12 protein-coding genes are annotated in these 13852 nt (G+C 59.0%); 5 read left to right on the plus strand and 7 right to left on the minus strand.

The genetic code is table 11. The features are described from left to right. Window positions 1–143: 143 nt before the first annotated feature. The 3 genes from carA to VM554_04205 all read right to left on the minus strand — a co-directional run bounded on the left by carA (window position 144) and on the right by VM554_04205 (window position 3000). The gene (gene carA, locus VM554_04195; protein HVJ07559.1) at window positions 144–1334 is read right to left on the minus strand and encodes a glutamine-hydrolyzing carbamoyl-phosphate synthase small subunit; all 1191 of its coding nucleotides are present in this window, start codon (window positions 1332–1334) and stop codon (window positions 144–146) included. A gap of 163 nt (window positions 1335–1497) precedes the next feature. Next, window positions 1498–2100 carry a signal peptidase I gene (lepB, locus tag VM554_04200; protein ID HVJ07560.1) on the minus strand — a complete coding sequence of 201 codons (603 nt, stop codon included), beginning with the start codon at window positions 2098–2100 and terminating at the stop codon, window positions 1498–1500. 54 nt (window positions 2101–2154) lie between these two features. After that, the gene (locus VM554_04205) at window positions 2155–3000 is read right to left on the minus strand and encodes a hypothetical protein (protein HVJ07561.1); all 846 of its coding nucleotides are present in this window, start codon (window positions 2998–3000) and stop codon (window positions 2155–2157) included. Window positions 3001–3248: 248 nt separating this feature from the next. On the opposite strand from VM554_04205, the gene VM554_04210 reads away from it, so the two are divergent. From VM554_04210 to VM554_04225, 4 genes are all read left to right on the plus strand, one after another. Next, window positions 3249–4379, plus strand: coding sequence for a serine hydrolase domain-containing protein (locus VM554_04210; GenBank protein ID HVJ07562.1), 1131 nt, complete (start codon window positions 3249–3251; stop codon window positions 4377–4379). Window positions 4380–4526: 147 nt separating this feature from the next. Beyond that, entirely contained in the window at window positions 4527–5498 is a 972-nt protein-coding gene (murQ, locus tag VM554_04215; protein HVJ07563.1) for an N-acetylmuramic acid 6-phosphate etherase, read from the plus strand. Between the two features lie 64 nt (window positions 5499–5562). Continuing rightward, the gene (gene murA / locus VM554_04220) at window positions 5563–6870 is read left to right on the plus strand and encodes a UDP-N-acetylglucosamine 1-carboxyvinyltransferase (protein HVJ07564.1); all 1308 of its coding nucleotides are present in this window, start codon (window positions 5563–5565) and stop codon (window positions 6868–6870) included. Between the two features lie 32 nt (window positions 6871–6902). Beyond that, the gene (locus VM554_04225) at window positions 6903–7382 is read left to right on the plus strand and encodes a DinB family protein (protein HVJ07565.1); all 480 of its coding nucleotides are present in this window, start codon (window positions 6903–6905) and stop codon (window positions 7380–7382) included. Window positions 7383–7455: 73 nt separating this feature from the next. Here VM554_04225 and VM554_04230 read toward each other — a convergent pair whose 3' ends face one another. From VM554_04230 to rpsO, 4 genes are all read right to left on the minus strand, one after another. Then, window positions 7456–8226: an FkbM family methyltransferase gene (locus tag VM554_04230; protein ID HVJ07566.1), complete on the minus strand. Its 771-nt coding sequence runs from the start codon at window positions 8224–8226 to the stop codon at window positions 7456–7458. 91 nt (window positions 8227–8317) lie between these two features. Continuing rightward, window positions 8318–8716, minus strand: coding sequence for a hypothetical protein (locus VM554_04235; GenBank protein ID HVJ07567.1), 399 nt, complete (start codon window positions 8714–8716; stop codon window positions 8318–8320). A 181-nt stretch (window positions 8717–8897) separates the two neighbouring features. Further along, on the minus strand, window positions 8898–11327 hold the full coding sequence (pnp, locus tag VM554_04240) for a polyribonucleotide nucleotidyltransferase (GenBank protein ID HVJ07568.1): 2430 nt from the start codon (window positions 11325–11327) through the stop codon (window positions 8898–8900). A gap of 280 nt (window positions 11328–11607) precedes the next feature. Further along, window positions 11608–11874, minus strand: a complete 267-nt coding sequence (gene rpsO / locus VM554_04245; GenBank protein ID HVJ07569.1) for a 30S ribosomal protein S15 — start codon at window positions 11872–11874, stop codon at window positions 11608–11610. A gap of 187 nt (window positions 11875–12061) precedes the next feature. Between rpsO and VM554_04250 the strand changes: the two genes are divergently transcribed. Beyond that, entirely contained in the window at window positions 12062–13846 is a 1785-nt protein-coding gene (locus VM554_04250; GenBank protein ID HVJ07570.1) for a hypothetical protein, read from the plus strand. Window positions 13847–13852: the final 6 nt, after the last annotated feature.

Below are 13852 nucleotides of genomic sequence, written 5' to 3' on the forward strand. Positions count from 1 at the left end.
CTGGAACGCGGCGCGGCTTTCCTTCGCCCCCGCACAGATTCTTCCACGCCTGTACGCACCGCTCTGTAGCGCGCATACCTGCGTCTTAGAAAAAAGGAATGCTGTGAGAAAAATCGGGGTGGCGAAAAGTAAGCCCGCGTGGGTCACTTCTTCCACTCCTCCATCATCTTGCGGAAGTCATGAAACAGGTAATTGGAATCGTGCGGCCCAGGGCTTGCTTCCGGGTGGTACTGCACGCTGAACAGCGGCAGCGACTTGTGCCGCAAACCTTCCAGCGTATTGTCGTTGAGGTCTACATGCGTCAATTCCACTTCGCTCTGGTTGATGGAGTCAGGATCTACCGCGAAGTTGTGGTTGTGCGCTGTGATCTCCACCTTGCCACTCGGAACGTGCTGCACTGGATGATTTCCGCCGTGGTGTCCAAACTTCAGCTTGTACGTCTTGCCGCCCAGCGCTAGCCCGATCAGTTGATGCCCCAGGCAGATTCCGAAGATGGGCTTCTTCCCTGCCAGCCTGCGGATGCTCTCTTGCGCGTAGGTCACCGGCTCAGGATCTCCCGGCCCGTTGGACAGGAAGATGCCATCCGGATTCAGCGCCAGCACATCCTCGGGAGAAGTCTGCGCGGGAACCACCGTCACGCGACAGCCCTCACGTGTCAGCATGCGCAGGATGTTGTACTTGATGCCGAAATCGTAGGCGACAACGTGCAGTTCCGGCCGTTCGTCCTTTGCCGCGGATACAACGGAGCCGCGGTTGGCGTCCTGGCTGGAATCATGGTTGCGAGGATCCGTCGGGGTCCAGTCATAACTGGCCTTTGTCGTCACCACTTTAGCCAGATCGGTCCCATCCATCTTGCGAATGGCCCGAGCCTTGGCGACCAGTGCGTCGCTGTCAACCGTGGCGCCGTCCTCAAAGGTGGCAATCACCCCGCGCATGACACCATAGGTACGCAGATGCCGCACCAGGGCACGAGTATCGATCTCGCTGATAATGGGAATCTTAGAGCGCTCAAGATATTCGTCGGCGACCAGCTCCGAGCGCCAGTTGGAGCTGATAGGAGAGAACTCGCGCGTGACGAGTCCTTCAATAAAGGGTCGAGCCGCTTCGTTGTCTGCGGAATTGGTGCCGTAGTTACCGATTTGAGGGTTGGTCAGAACAACAATCTGCCCGGCATAGGATGGATCGGTGAAGATTTCCTGGTAGCCGGTCAGCGATGTATTGAAGACCACCTCGCCAGAACACTCACCCTTGGCGCCATAGCCCTCACCGCGGAAGATGCGCCCGTCTTCGAGCGCAAGAATCGCCTGCATCGCTTCTCCGTCGAGTGGATTCATTCGATGTTACCAAAGAATCGCCCTCAAAGCAGCAAGGAACTGGGCCTGCATGGCAGAGATGGCCATTTTCCTGCGATTTCGGAGGATTTATTTTTTGGCGCACACCCCGGCAAGAGTGCCGGAGCAGCAATGCGGTGGTGCGGGAACAAATCGGAAGATGCGCCTAGCGCACCACGCCCATCTTCCCCGTCGGCCAGTAGACAAACGCCGCCTTGCCATAGATCAGGTTTCGCTCCACGGGACCGAAGTCGCGGCTGTCGCTGGAGATGGAGCGGTGGTCGCCCATCACAAAGTACTCGTTGGCGGGGATCACCATTCGGTCCACCGAGCGCCCGTCAAAGTAGCGGCGCGGCACATAGGGCTCCGAAATCGCCTTGCCGTTGACAAAAACGCTGCCCCGGTCGATACGCAGCTCGTCGCCGGGCAGCGCAATGACGCGCTTGATGTAACTCTTCTCCGGATCGCGAGGGTAGTAGAACACCACCACGTCGCCACGCTCTATCTTCTCGAAGTGATATACGAACTTGTTGATGAACAGCCGATCCTGATCTTCGAGGCGGGGCAGCATGCTGGTTCCCTCTACCTTTACCGGCTGATAGAGGAAGGTGATGATGAGCACGGAGGCAGCGATCGACACCAGCAGGTCGCGCAACCATATCCGCAGGTTGCGCGGCGTCCCGGGCTCGGAAGAAACAGCGGCTTCTTCGATGGATGAGTCTGGGTTTGGGGCTTGGGGTGTGGAGTCGAAGCTACTGTCTTCCATCATTCTCTACTCAGCGGAAATCTGTTCCCGCCTATACTTTCAGCATACAGTGCAATCTCAGTCGCAGCCAAGAGTTCCAAGCGGACAAAGCATGCCCGATGGCTTTCGCGGCTTAGGCAGCGGCTGTTGTTGCGCAGATGGAATATAGGCGGGCTGCCCCACAGCATTCCCGGGCTTCAGATTCTCTTCCTGCAGAATCAGCGGCCGCTGCAGCAACATCTCGACAACCGTGCCCTGGGGTATGTTCACATCCTCACCCCGCTGGAAGAGCGTGTAGATTCCACCCGCCAGCGCTCCTGCGAGAGATCCGTAGCCGACACCCTGGCCCAGGTTTCCCGTAGCTGCTCCGCCGATGACGCCACCCTCCGCGCCTATGGCTGCTCCCTTGAGCACGGTGCCCGCGTCTCGCCCCTTGTTGGCAGGCTGCTCGATAGTACCTTCGCCGTCCTTCACCTTTGCCCCGGCAGACCCTGGCAGGCTATTCACGACTCCGGGAATCTCCACCACGGAGCCGTTAGGAAAGATCAGCGAGGTGAAGTGCATTCCCACCTGCGCCCGCCCCTTGACGCGGCCAGGGCGGATCACATGATCCACCGTCCCTTGAACGTAGACTCCGGCGGGAATCAGGACGCGATTGCCAGCAACCACCGGGAAGGTCGAGACCAGGTAGACGCCATCTCCTGGCTTGGCAGACTTCGTATTCACTGCGCTCGTAAGCGAGAGGAGAATCTTTGTGCCTTGAGGAACCACATAGCTCGCAGGGGCAGTTGCAGGGGCGGCCGCTGCGGATTCCGGAGCAACCGGGGCGGCCGGATCTCCCGATGCAGGCACGGATTGCCCCTGCGCTCCTGCGATCGAAATTGCCAGCAACCCTGCCATCCACCAGCCCGCTTGTCCCCGCATGGATCCTCCTGGCACACCTGATTTATGCGTTCTTATAGACGTATTCTTGCCTTCTCTTAAAGACAGCTTTCTGCTTTCTTTTCTATACCTATAGACGGACGCAACGGCCCGCATGGTAGCCGCCTCGAGCGGGTTTAGCCACTCCTCCGTCCTGCCGCCTCCAGATATCGCGCCCTTTCACAAAAATGAGGCGCTTCATGCTCCGCACCTTGGGTTAGGCGTTACCATGGGAGTTCTCTGAAAGGGCAATGGCGTCAATGTCCCAGCATCCTGCAAATCTTCCAGACTCCGCCGCAGAGCAGAGCAGCCGCTTCTCCGCAGCCTACTCCGTGCTGCAGTCTGCAATTGCCGAGCACGCCTTCCCTGGCGCTGCCTTCGGGGTTCTATGGCACGGCCAGGTAGTGGCGATGGACGGCGTGGGGCGGTTTACCTATGAAGAAGAGAGTCCGCTGGTCGCCCCCGGCACGGTCTTTGACGTAGCCAGCCTTACCAAGGTTATTGCCACCACCTCCGCCGCGATGATTCTTCACGACCGGGGCGTGCTCGATCTCGACATGCCACTGGGCGATGTGCTTCCAGGATTCGTAATCGGGAAGCAGCCCGGCAGCCCGAAGCAGCACGTCACGATCCGCATGCTGTTGGCGCATTCGTCCGGCTTACCCGCCTACAAAAAATTGTTTGAAACGGCTACGACCCCCTATGAACTCCTGCGCGCCTGCCTGCAGATGCCGCTCGAAGCCGCTCCGATGGAGCGCGCTGTCTATTCGGACATAGGCTTCCTGCTGCTTGGCAAGGCGCTGGAGGTTCTCGCCGGCGAACCGCTGCACAGCTTCTGCGGACGGGAGGTCTTTACGCCGCTCGGCCTTCAGAGCACGCGCTTCTGCCCACCCCAGGAGTGGCGCTCCTCGATTCCCCCAACTGAGTACGACACTACCTTCCGGCATCGCATCCTCCAGGGAGAGGTCAACGACGAGAACTGCTCTATACTGGGCGGCTGCTCCGGCCATGCAGGTCTCTTCTCGTCTGTACCCGATCTGCTCAGCTATGCAAAAGTAATCCTCGAACCGAAGGCCGAACCATCCGTCTTCCACCCGCAGACCGTCTCCCTCTTCGCAACCCGGCGTGTGTTTCCAGCGGGGACATCCAGGGCTCTGGGCTGGGATACTCCCGCGGAGCCTCGCTCCTCCGGCAGATACTTCGGGCCGCACTCCATCGGGCACCTGGGCTTCACCGGCACCTCCATCTGGATCGACCTGGAGCGCGAACTTGCCGTGGTCCTGCTGACGAACCGCACTTGGCCCGACCGTTCCAACCAGTCCATCAAGCAGGTTCGCCCTGCGTTTCACGACGCTATCGTGAACGGGTTGGCGGGATCCTAACGAACAGATTGGCGTTATCTTGGCGGTATCGTAACGAGTTTTGTCCCTGAAAACGTTGCCAGGGTGTTTCCCCGTGTAAATTCAACTTCAAGGCAAGACAAGTTGACGCTAGAATTGTAATTAGGCAGAGTTGGGGAACAAATCACAATGGCTAGCATCATGACCTCACACACGGATTCCAGCAGTGAAGGAAAACCACAGGATCCGTTAAGCAATCTTCAGGGGCTCACGACAGAGAGCTCCAACGAGGCCTCCCAGGGATTTGACACAAAATCGGCCCTCGAGATTGCCCGCATCATCAATCATGAAGACTCAAAGATCGCCGGCGCTGTGAAGAAAGCCCTGCCGGAGATCGCCTTGGTGATTGATTCGGTCGCGCGAAGCCTGCGCGACGGCGGACGACTGATCTACATTGGCGCCGGATCCAGCGGACGTATCGCCGCCCTTGACGCATCCGAGTGCCCGCCCAGCTACTCGACGGCTCCTCAGCAGATACAGTACATCATGGCTGGCGGCCCAAAAGCTCTCGCATCCGCCGTCGAAGTCAACGAAGATTCTGAGGAGTTGGGCCAGCGCGATATTGCCAGAAGGCGCCCCACCCGTAAGGACATCGTGGTGGGACTTTCCGCCAGTGGCCGTACTCCCTACGTGGTCGCCGCGGTGGCCTATGCCCGCGCTCGCGGCGCTGTGACAGCCGCCGTCACCTGCAACCACAACACACCACTCTCCGCTGTTGCCGACATCAGCGTAGTCGCAGAGGTCGGGCCCGAAGTGGTCTCCGGCTCCACGCGTATGAAGGCCTCCACCGCGCAAAAGATGATCCTGAACATGATCACGACCGGGGCCATGACGCGGCTTGGCTATGTGTACGAAAACCTGATGGTGAACGTGCACATGCAGAACTCCAAGCTTGTGGAGCGCGGCATCAATATCCTGATGCGCGCCTGCAATATCGATCGCGAGACGGCGGTAAATACCATTAAGTCGGCAGGACGCAGCGTTCCCGTCGCCCTGGTAATGTTGAAGGCCAACGTGGATAAGCCCGAAGCAGTCCGCCGCCTGGCCCGGTCTGACGGCAACGTCCGCCTCGCCATCGAAGACACAACCCTCGAACTGTAGCTCCGCGGGCGCGCGTCCAGGCTCGCGTCTCAGCGGCAAATTCCACAGAAGAAACGGCAGGATCATGGACAAGTTCGTAATTCGCGGCGGCAACCCGCTGCTGGGAACGATCCGCGTAAGCGGCGCCAAGAACTCTGCCCTCCCCTGCATGGCCGCCGCCATCCTCACCGAGGATGAAGTCGTTCTGGAAAACATACCGCAGGTGAGGGACATTGAGACGGAGCGCAAGCTCCTGGTCTCCATGGGTGCCGAGGTCGAGTTAGGCTACGGTCGCGCCCAGCATCGCACCACGATCAGCTGCCGCCTGCTCTCGGACCCCGTCGCCAAATATGAGATCGTCAAGACCATGCGGGCATCCTCGTTGGTGCTGGGCCCGCTCATCGCACGCACCGGAATGGCACGGGTCGCGATGCCCGGCGGATGCGCCATCGGAGGGCGTCCCATCGATCTGCACATCAAGGCCCTGGAACAGATGGGCGCAACCATCGTGCAGCAGCACGGCTATCTTGAGGCACGCGCGGAACGCCTGAAAGGCGCGCACCTGCTCTTCGATAAGATTACCGTTACCGGCACCGAGGATCTGCTGATGGCTGCGGTACTGGCCGAAGGGGAAACCCTGATGGAGAACTGTGCGCGCGAGCCTGAGGTTACCGACCTGGCCGCGCTGCTGGTAGCCATGGGTGCGCGGATTGAGGGCGCAGGCACCTCCACCATTCGCGTCCAGGGCGTAGAGAAGCTCCACGGAGCTCGCCATCGCATTAATCCGGATCGCATCGAAGCGGGCACCTTCCTGGTTGCCGGCGTCATTACTGGCGGAGATCTCTGCGTGGCAAACTGCAATCCAGCCCACCTATCGGCTGTCATCCACAAGCTGGAGGAGTGCGGAGCACGGATCGACATTCTCAGCGAAGATTCAATCCGCGTTCGCAGCGAAGGCAATTTGAAGGGCACCGATGTTTCAACCGAGGAGTATCCCGGCTTCCCCACCGACATGCAGGCGCAATACATGGCGCTGCTGACGCAGGCCGAAGGCTCCTCCGTCGTTAAGGAAAACATCTTCGAGAACCGCTTCATGCATGTTCAGGAGCTGATTCGCATGGGCGCGAATATCAAGCTCGATGGGCGCACGGCCACAGTCCGCGGCAAGACTCCGCTCTCCGCCGCAGCGGTGATGTGTTCCGATCTGCGCGCCTCGGCTTCTCTTGTGCTGGCGGCCCTGGTGGCCGACGGAGAGTCGATCCTCGATCGCGTGTACCACATGGATCGCGGCTACGAGCGCATCGAAGAGAAGTTGCGCAGCGTTGGAGCCCAGATCCGCCGCATGGGGAACGTCTTCAATACCCGCCGGGAAACCGTTGGAACCGGAAGTTAGATCCAAGCATTCCATCAGCAAAAGGAGTCGCCATGCCTGAAGATCGCATCCTGCGCGAACAACTGGTCGAACTGCTTCACGGCGGAAGTGCACACGCCGATGCGGGTACTGTTCTGGAAGATTTCCCTGCCGACAAGTGGTCCTTCAAACCCAATGGAGCCCCCTGGAGCTCCTGGCAATTGCTGGAACACATCCGTATTGCGCTGGATGATCTGCTGGATTTTTGCAGGAATCCCGAATATGTGGCTCCTAAGTGGCCGGAAGAATATTGGCCCAAAGAGGAATCTCCTGCCAACGCAGAAGCATGGGATAAATCCGTTGCTGCCGTCCTTGGGGGGCTCCAGTCCTTGGAACATCTCATCAAAGATGAAAAATCGAATCTGTTCGCCAGGATTCCGTGGGGAGACGGCCAGACGCTACTGCGCGAGGTACTGCTCGCCGCCGATCACACGAGCTATCACCTGGGACAAATCGTACTGCTGCGCAAGCAGATGAATGCCTGGTCCGGTTAGCGCCGCGCCCACAGCTCTGCTCTTCAGAGAGATCCTTCATCGTGCTGGCGCCCGGTTTCCCTGGCACTTGGCACTAGGCATCAAAAGCCATCGCAGTGGAGCGTACCTTTTGACTCGAAACCGCCAATGTGGAATAGGTCGCTTGAGTTAAGGGCCGCCGCTCCCGCCGTGGGAGCTCCGCGTTGTAGAGCGTATATCCCTTATCGAAAAGAAACGCGGTTACCTCTGCGGCAATTCCCTCGAAGACCTCGCAGATCAAGTCGGGCTTATGCTCGTCGAGCAACCGGGATGCCCCGCGAAGAACTCGGAGGTCAGCCCCTTCCGCATCGATCTTGATCAGATCCGGCGGAGGAATTTGTGTCGCCAGCCAATCCAGGGTGACGCTTAATACACTTTGGGTTTCGCGCACCCCACCCCCCTGGCCTCCCTCAAAAACCGACAGAGAATTTGCCGCCCGTGCGCGCTGCGCAATATGGAAATCCAAAACGCCGAATGACTCACTCACAGCGCATGGAATCACCGTAACAGGAGCCGCGCCGTCATTCTTGAGGCGCGAGGAGCGGCGCAATAAATCTACGAGATATGTGTCCGGCTCGACAGCAAATACCTTGCCGGCAGAGCCCGCCAGCCCTGCCGCAGCGAAAGAAAACAGTCCCAGATTTGCTCCGATATCCCAAGTCACCGAGTTGGGTTGGACTAATTCTTTGGCGAGATTGAGCAGGCACGTATCGACCGATTCAAGGTTGCTTCGAAGGTATCGAAGACCACACTCCGGGGTGACAAAGAGCTGGGCTCCTCCGTATTGCCGAGAAAATCTACGACGGAAGACCCTACCGCGGGACAAAAGCTCTGCAGAGCGGCGAATCGCATTCATACGTCCCCTCGATCCAAGATGTAGCACATCATCAAAGACGACAGCGTTTAGGGAGATAAGACTACTTCCAGCTCACAGCCAGCTGCCAACGCAGATGTTTTGTTGCGGTTTTGCGGAGTACGCCCTCAAACTCATCCAGCTCGCCGATCACAGCCGCCGTCTCATTCCCCAGCGCCGTCATGGACGAACGAAGAAAATCCAGCAAGGTGCAAATTGTAATCAAGCCATCTTCTGGAGAGAACCATTGCGGCGGGGGTAAGGTTTTCGCCCATTCCGGATCACCGGCACCCTCCTCGAGCAGGAGAGCCATAGAGTTCTGATCCGCGGAGAAGAACTCGAGCAGCGGCTTCACTCCAAGCTTCTCCGCCAGCTTCTCGAGGGCATCTTCGTTGCGGGCCAGGGCGTGCCCATTCACGAAGATATCGAAACCAGGGTCTTCTCCCTGAACGACGATGTACATCGACGCACTCATCGCAAACAAGTTTAACTCACGAAAGAGGAGTTTCGCAGGTAACCTTCAACCGGGTCATTTGGTTATCTGAATCGTTACCCAGCGTGGCAAATCCTCCATCCGCATACCCACCAAAAGAAAGGGGGCCGCGCACTTGCGCAGCCCCCTTCTTTTACCTACTACCGGTTATTTACCGCGGTCCGCGATTGCTACCACCACCACTGCCTGCTGGTCCACGACCCCGGCTGCGACGGCGACGCTTGCGCTGCCCCGCCGCCGGTCCGCCTGCGGGAGCACGGCCTGCCGGGGGAGCACCTACTGGCGCGCCATCGATGCGATTGAAGTTTGGCTCGTCGTCACCCTCTTCGAAAGGGGCTTCGTCTTCAAAGTCGTCTCCGCCCTCAATCGTGATCGTGCTCGCGTTGGAGGATGGCTGGCGCTCCACTGGCTCACGCCGGCGGGGTGCAGGGGCTTCGCCTGCTTCTTCCTCACTCGCCGCCGCCGCTGTTGGCTCCGGCAAACCGAGCTTGGCGCGCTGCTCCTTCAACAGAGCCTTGCGTGACAGCTTGATCCGGTTGCCTTCGATGCCCAGCACCTTCACCAGCACCTGGTCGCCTTCCCGCAACTCGTCCTTCACTTCCTTGACGCGGTGCTCGGCGATTTCGCTGATGTGGAGCAATCCATCGGTTCCTGGGAAAAGCTCAACAAATGCCCCGAACTCCGCCAGACGAACAACCTTGCCCAGGTAGGTCTTCCCTACTTCCGGCACGGCGGTGATGTTGCCGATAATCTCCAGCGCCTTCGCCAGACCCGCCTCATCGCTGGACGCGACATTGACGCGGCCAGTGTCGTCCACATCGATCTTCACGCCAGTCTGCTCGATGATGCCGCGAATCGTCTTGCCACCCGGTCCGATCAGATCGCGAATTTTGTCGGTCGGAATCATCAGGGTGTGGATCTGGGGAGCGAACTTCGAATGCTCCTCACGGGCACTGGTCAGCACGGCATCCATTTCGTCCAGCAGGAAGAGCCGTCCACGGCGAGCCTGTTCGAGTGCCTCGCGCATGATCTTGCCGGTGATGCCGCTGATCTTGATGTCCATCTGCAGCGCGTTGATGCCCTTGCGGGTACCTGCGACCTTGAAATCCATATCGCCGTAGTGATCTTCCGCGCCAGCAATATCCGTAAGGATCGCGTAGTTCTCGTCTTCCTTCACCAGGCCCATGGCAACACCGGCCACAGCGCCCTTCAAGGGGAGCCCCGCATCCATCAGCGCAAGACTTGCACCGCAAACCGAAGCCATCGAAGACGATCCGTTTGACTCCAGAATGTCGGAGACAACGCGAACCGTGTAGGGCGACTCCTCTTCATTGGGCAGCACTGCGGAGATGGCGCGTTCCGCCAGCGCTCCATGTCCAACTTCGCGGCGTCCGACGCCAGTCATGCGGCCCACCTCGCCAACCGAAAACGGCGGGAAGTTGTAGTGCAGCATGAAGCGCTTCTTCTTTTCGCCTTCGAAGGTCTCGAGCCGCTGTGCGTCATCGGTAGTCCCGAGTGTCGCGGTCACGAGCGCCTGCGTCTCTCCACGCGTAAAGAGAGCCGATCCATGCGTACGCGGCAGCACTCCCACTTCAATCGTGATGGGACGAATCTCATCGAAGGCCCGGCGATCCGGACGGATACGATCCTTCGTTACCTGCTGACGGAAGATGGTTTCACGCAGATGTTCGTAGTATTTTGCCAGCTTCTTCTTGGCATCGGCCTCGCCCTCAGGCAGATCCTGCACCAGCTCATCCTTGATGGCCTTGATAAGCGCATAGCTCTCGGCCTTGGGATGTGTTTGGGTATCGAGGGCATCCGTCAAGCGATCCCTGACCTTCGCGGAGAGGGCATCGTAGTATTCCTGATCGAACTCCGGAGCAGGAATCACGCGCTTCGGCTTACCGGCCTTGCTCACCAGCTCGTCGATCGCGGCAACGATCTTCTTGATCTCCACGTGGGCAAAGTCGATGGAATCGGCCACCGTGTCTTCGCTCACTTCCTCTGAGCCGCTCTCTACCATCACGATGCCGTCTTTGGTGCCGACAACCGTGATGTTCAGCGTGCTTGCGCTACGCTCAGCATAGGTCGGATTGACGACAAACTCGCCATCGACCAGACCGACGCGAACGGCACCCACAGGGCCGCCGAAAGGAATATCCGAGAGCGAGAGCGCGCAGCTTGCGGCATTGATGCCGATGATGTCCGGGTCATTCTCTTTGTCCGCCGAAAAAACCAGCGCGATTACCTGGGTCTCATTGCGGAAGCCCTCAGGAAACAAGGGGCGGATGGGGCGATCGATCTGGCGGCAGGTAAGAATCTCACGCTCGCTGGGCCGGCCCTCACGCTTGATAAAGCCGCCGGGGATGCGCCCACCAGCGTATGCGTACTCGCGATAGTCAACGGTAAGGGGGAAGAAATCGATGCCTTCCCGGGGATCCGGAGAGGCTACTGCAGTTCCCAGAACGACGGTGTCACCCATGGTGACGAGTGCAGCGCCAGAGGCCTGCTTGGCCATGCGGCCCGTTTCAAATGTCAGCCGCTTGCCACCGGCAAGTTCGACTGTGACGTCCTGCTTCATAAATTCCTCATTTCTATTACTTCCAGCACCAAATGCGCGCGGGAAAGAGGGATGTATAGGGCGCCGAAAAGATGTTTCGGGAGCGGACTGCCGCGAGCGTTCGTGCTCGCTCCACTCTCAGAGCCATGCTCTTGCTCCAAAACGCAAAACCGCCGCACGGATTCCGGGATACTCCGGATCGTCCGTTGCGGCGTATGTCGCGCCATACACGCCAGCCAGAGATCTGGCCAGCATTACCCAATCTCGTCGCGTAAGGTTTGGGGACAAGGTTCTCGCTTGCTTACTTGCGGATGCCCAGCTTCCCGATCACATCGCGGTAGCGGTCAGAGTCGTTGGTCTTCAAGTAATCCAACAGGCGACGGCGCTTGCTCACCAGCATCAATAGTCCACGCCGCGAAGCGTGATCCTTCTTGTGCGTCTTGAAGTGCTCGGTGAGTTCGCCTATGCGCTCGCTGAGAATAGCGATCTGCACTTCAGGACTTCCGGTATCGGAGTCGTGAGTGCGAAAACGCGTGATGATGTCGATTTTCTTTGCAGGTGCCAGCACGAAAGTGCGTACTCCTCTATTTTTCTTCTAGTCCACTCTCTAAGTGTCTGACCAAGAGTAACATGAGCCGTGTCCACCCTGCAATTTTGCAAAATCAAACAGGAGGCGAAAATCGCACCCCGGCAACGCTCCCGGACTCCCCTGAAATTCAACGCGGTAACTTACAGATAACAAGGTACATCACCCGATGCCATCGCCCCCAATAGAAGAATACGGTCAGCGCCTGCGGGCTTGTGAACTCCGCATCGCCCACTTCGATCAGCTTCACATTCGGCTCGGGAATACTCGACTGCTGCTCGCGATCGCAACTCTTCTCGCGGCGTGGCTCTCTTTTGGACGGCATCTCTTCTCGCCATGGTGGCTCTTTCTGCCAATCGCCGCATTTGCCGGCATCGCCTCGTATCACTCGGGCGTGCTCCAAAGGCGGGCTCTCGCGGAGAGGGCCGCATCGGTGTATCGCAGCGGACTGGCTCGCATCGAAGATCGCTGGGCTGGCACAGGACAACAGGGCGAGCGCTTTCGCGATCCGCATCACATCTATGCCGCCGATCTCGATTTATTTGGAGCGGGCAGCCTGTTTGAGCTCCTCTCCATCGCCCGCACGCGCATGGGCGAAGACACGCTGGCACAATGGCTCTTATCCCCGTCGACGGTGGACGCGATCCACGAGCGGCATGCGGCCATTCAGGAACTCCGCCCGCAACTCAATCTGCGCGAAGACCTCGCCGTGCTCAGCGAGGATTCCCGCGCCGGAGTTCATCCCGAAGCCCTGTTGCAGTGGGCGGAATCCCCGAATGGTCTGCCTCAGCAATGGTTGCGATGGCTCGCCCTCTTGCTCGCCCTTCTTGCTGTTGCCACGGCGGTTCTCTGGGCGGCATGGGATGTGAAGTCCCCATTCCTGGCCACCGTGGCGATAGAGGGCGGCATCCTCTTTGTCTTCCGCAAGCAGACCGAGGAAGCCCTGGCCGGTACGGAGCGCGAGTTTGAAGACCTCAACCTGCTCTCCACCCTGCTGGCCCGGCTCGAGCGCCAACATTTCGTTGCGGCAAGGCTGCAGACCCTCTCCGCAGCGCTGTCCTCCCATCATCTGGAAGGCTCGCGGGCGATCGCGCGATTGCGAAACATTGTGCAGTACATCGAGTCGCGGGAGAATTGGTTTCTCCGCATCCTGAATGTCCCGCTGATGTACTCGTTTCAGGCAGCCTACGCCGCCGAAACATGGCGGCGCGATCATGGGCACGCTGTCCGGACATGGCTCAGCGCCATTGGAGAGATGGAGGCCCTCCTCTCCTTGGCAGCCTTCAGTTACGAACACCCGGAGAATTCCTTCCCCGAACTCATCAGCGGGGCGGCATCCTTCCACGCGGAAGAGCTTGGCCATCCGCTGATACCCGCAGCGAAGTGTGTTCGCAATACGGTCAGTATTGTGGAGCCGGCACGTGCGCTCATCGTAAGCGGCTCCAATATGTCCGGGAAGAGCACTCTATTACGTGCCGTCGGTGTGAATACGGTGCTGGCTATGGCTGGCGCGCCCGTCCGCGCCAGACTCCTGCGACTGACACCGCTGCATGTCGGCGCCAGCATCGCCATTCACGATTCGCTGCAGGAGGGAAACTCACGCTTCTATACGGAGATCACCCGCCTGCGCCAGATCTATGACCTGGCGGAACAGCCTCCGCCCCTGCTCTTTCTGCTGGATGAACTGCTGCAGGGCACCAACTCCAGCGATCGCCGCATTGGAGCAGAAGGAATCGTTCGCGCGCTGATGGATCGTGGCGCCATCGGGTTGATCAGCACTCACGATCTCTCCCTGACCGAGATCGATATCTCGCAGGATCATCGCCTCCATAACGTGCATTTTCAGGATGAGATGGAAAATGGAAGGATGAAATTCGACTTCAAATTACGCGAAGGGGTAGTTACAAAGAGCAATGGGCTGGAACTGATGCGGTCCATCGGACTGAAAGTATAGAACCGG

The sequence above is a fragment of the Acidisarcina sp. genome (genome assembly GCA_035539175.1).
Taxonomy (GTDB): domain Bacteria; phylum Acidobacteriota; class Terriglobia; order Terriglobales; family Acidobacteriaceae; genus JANXZS01.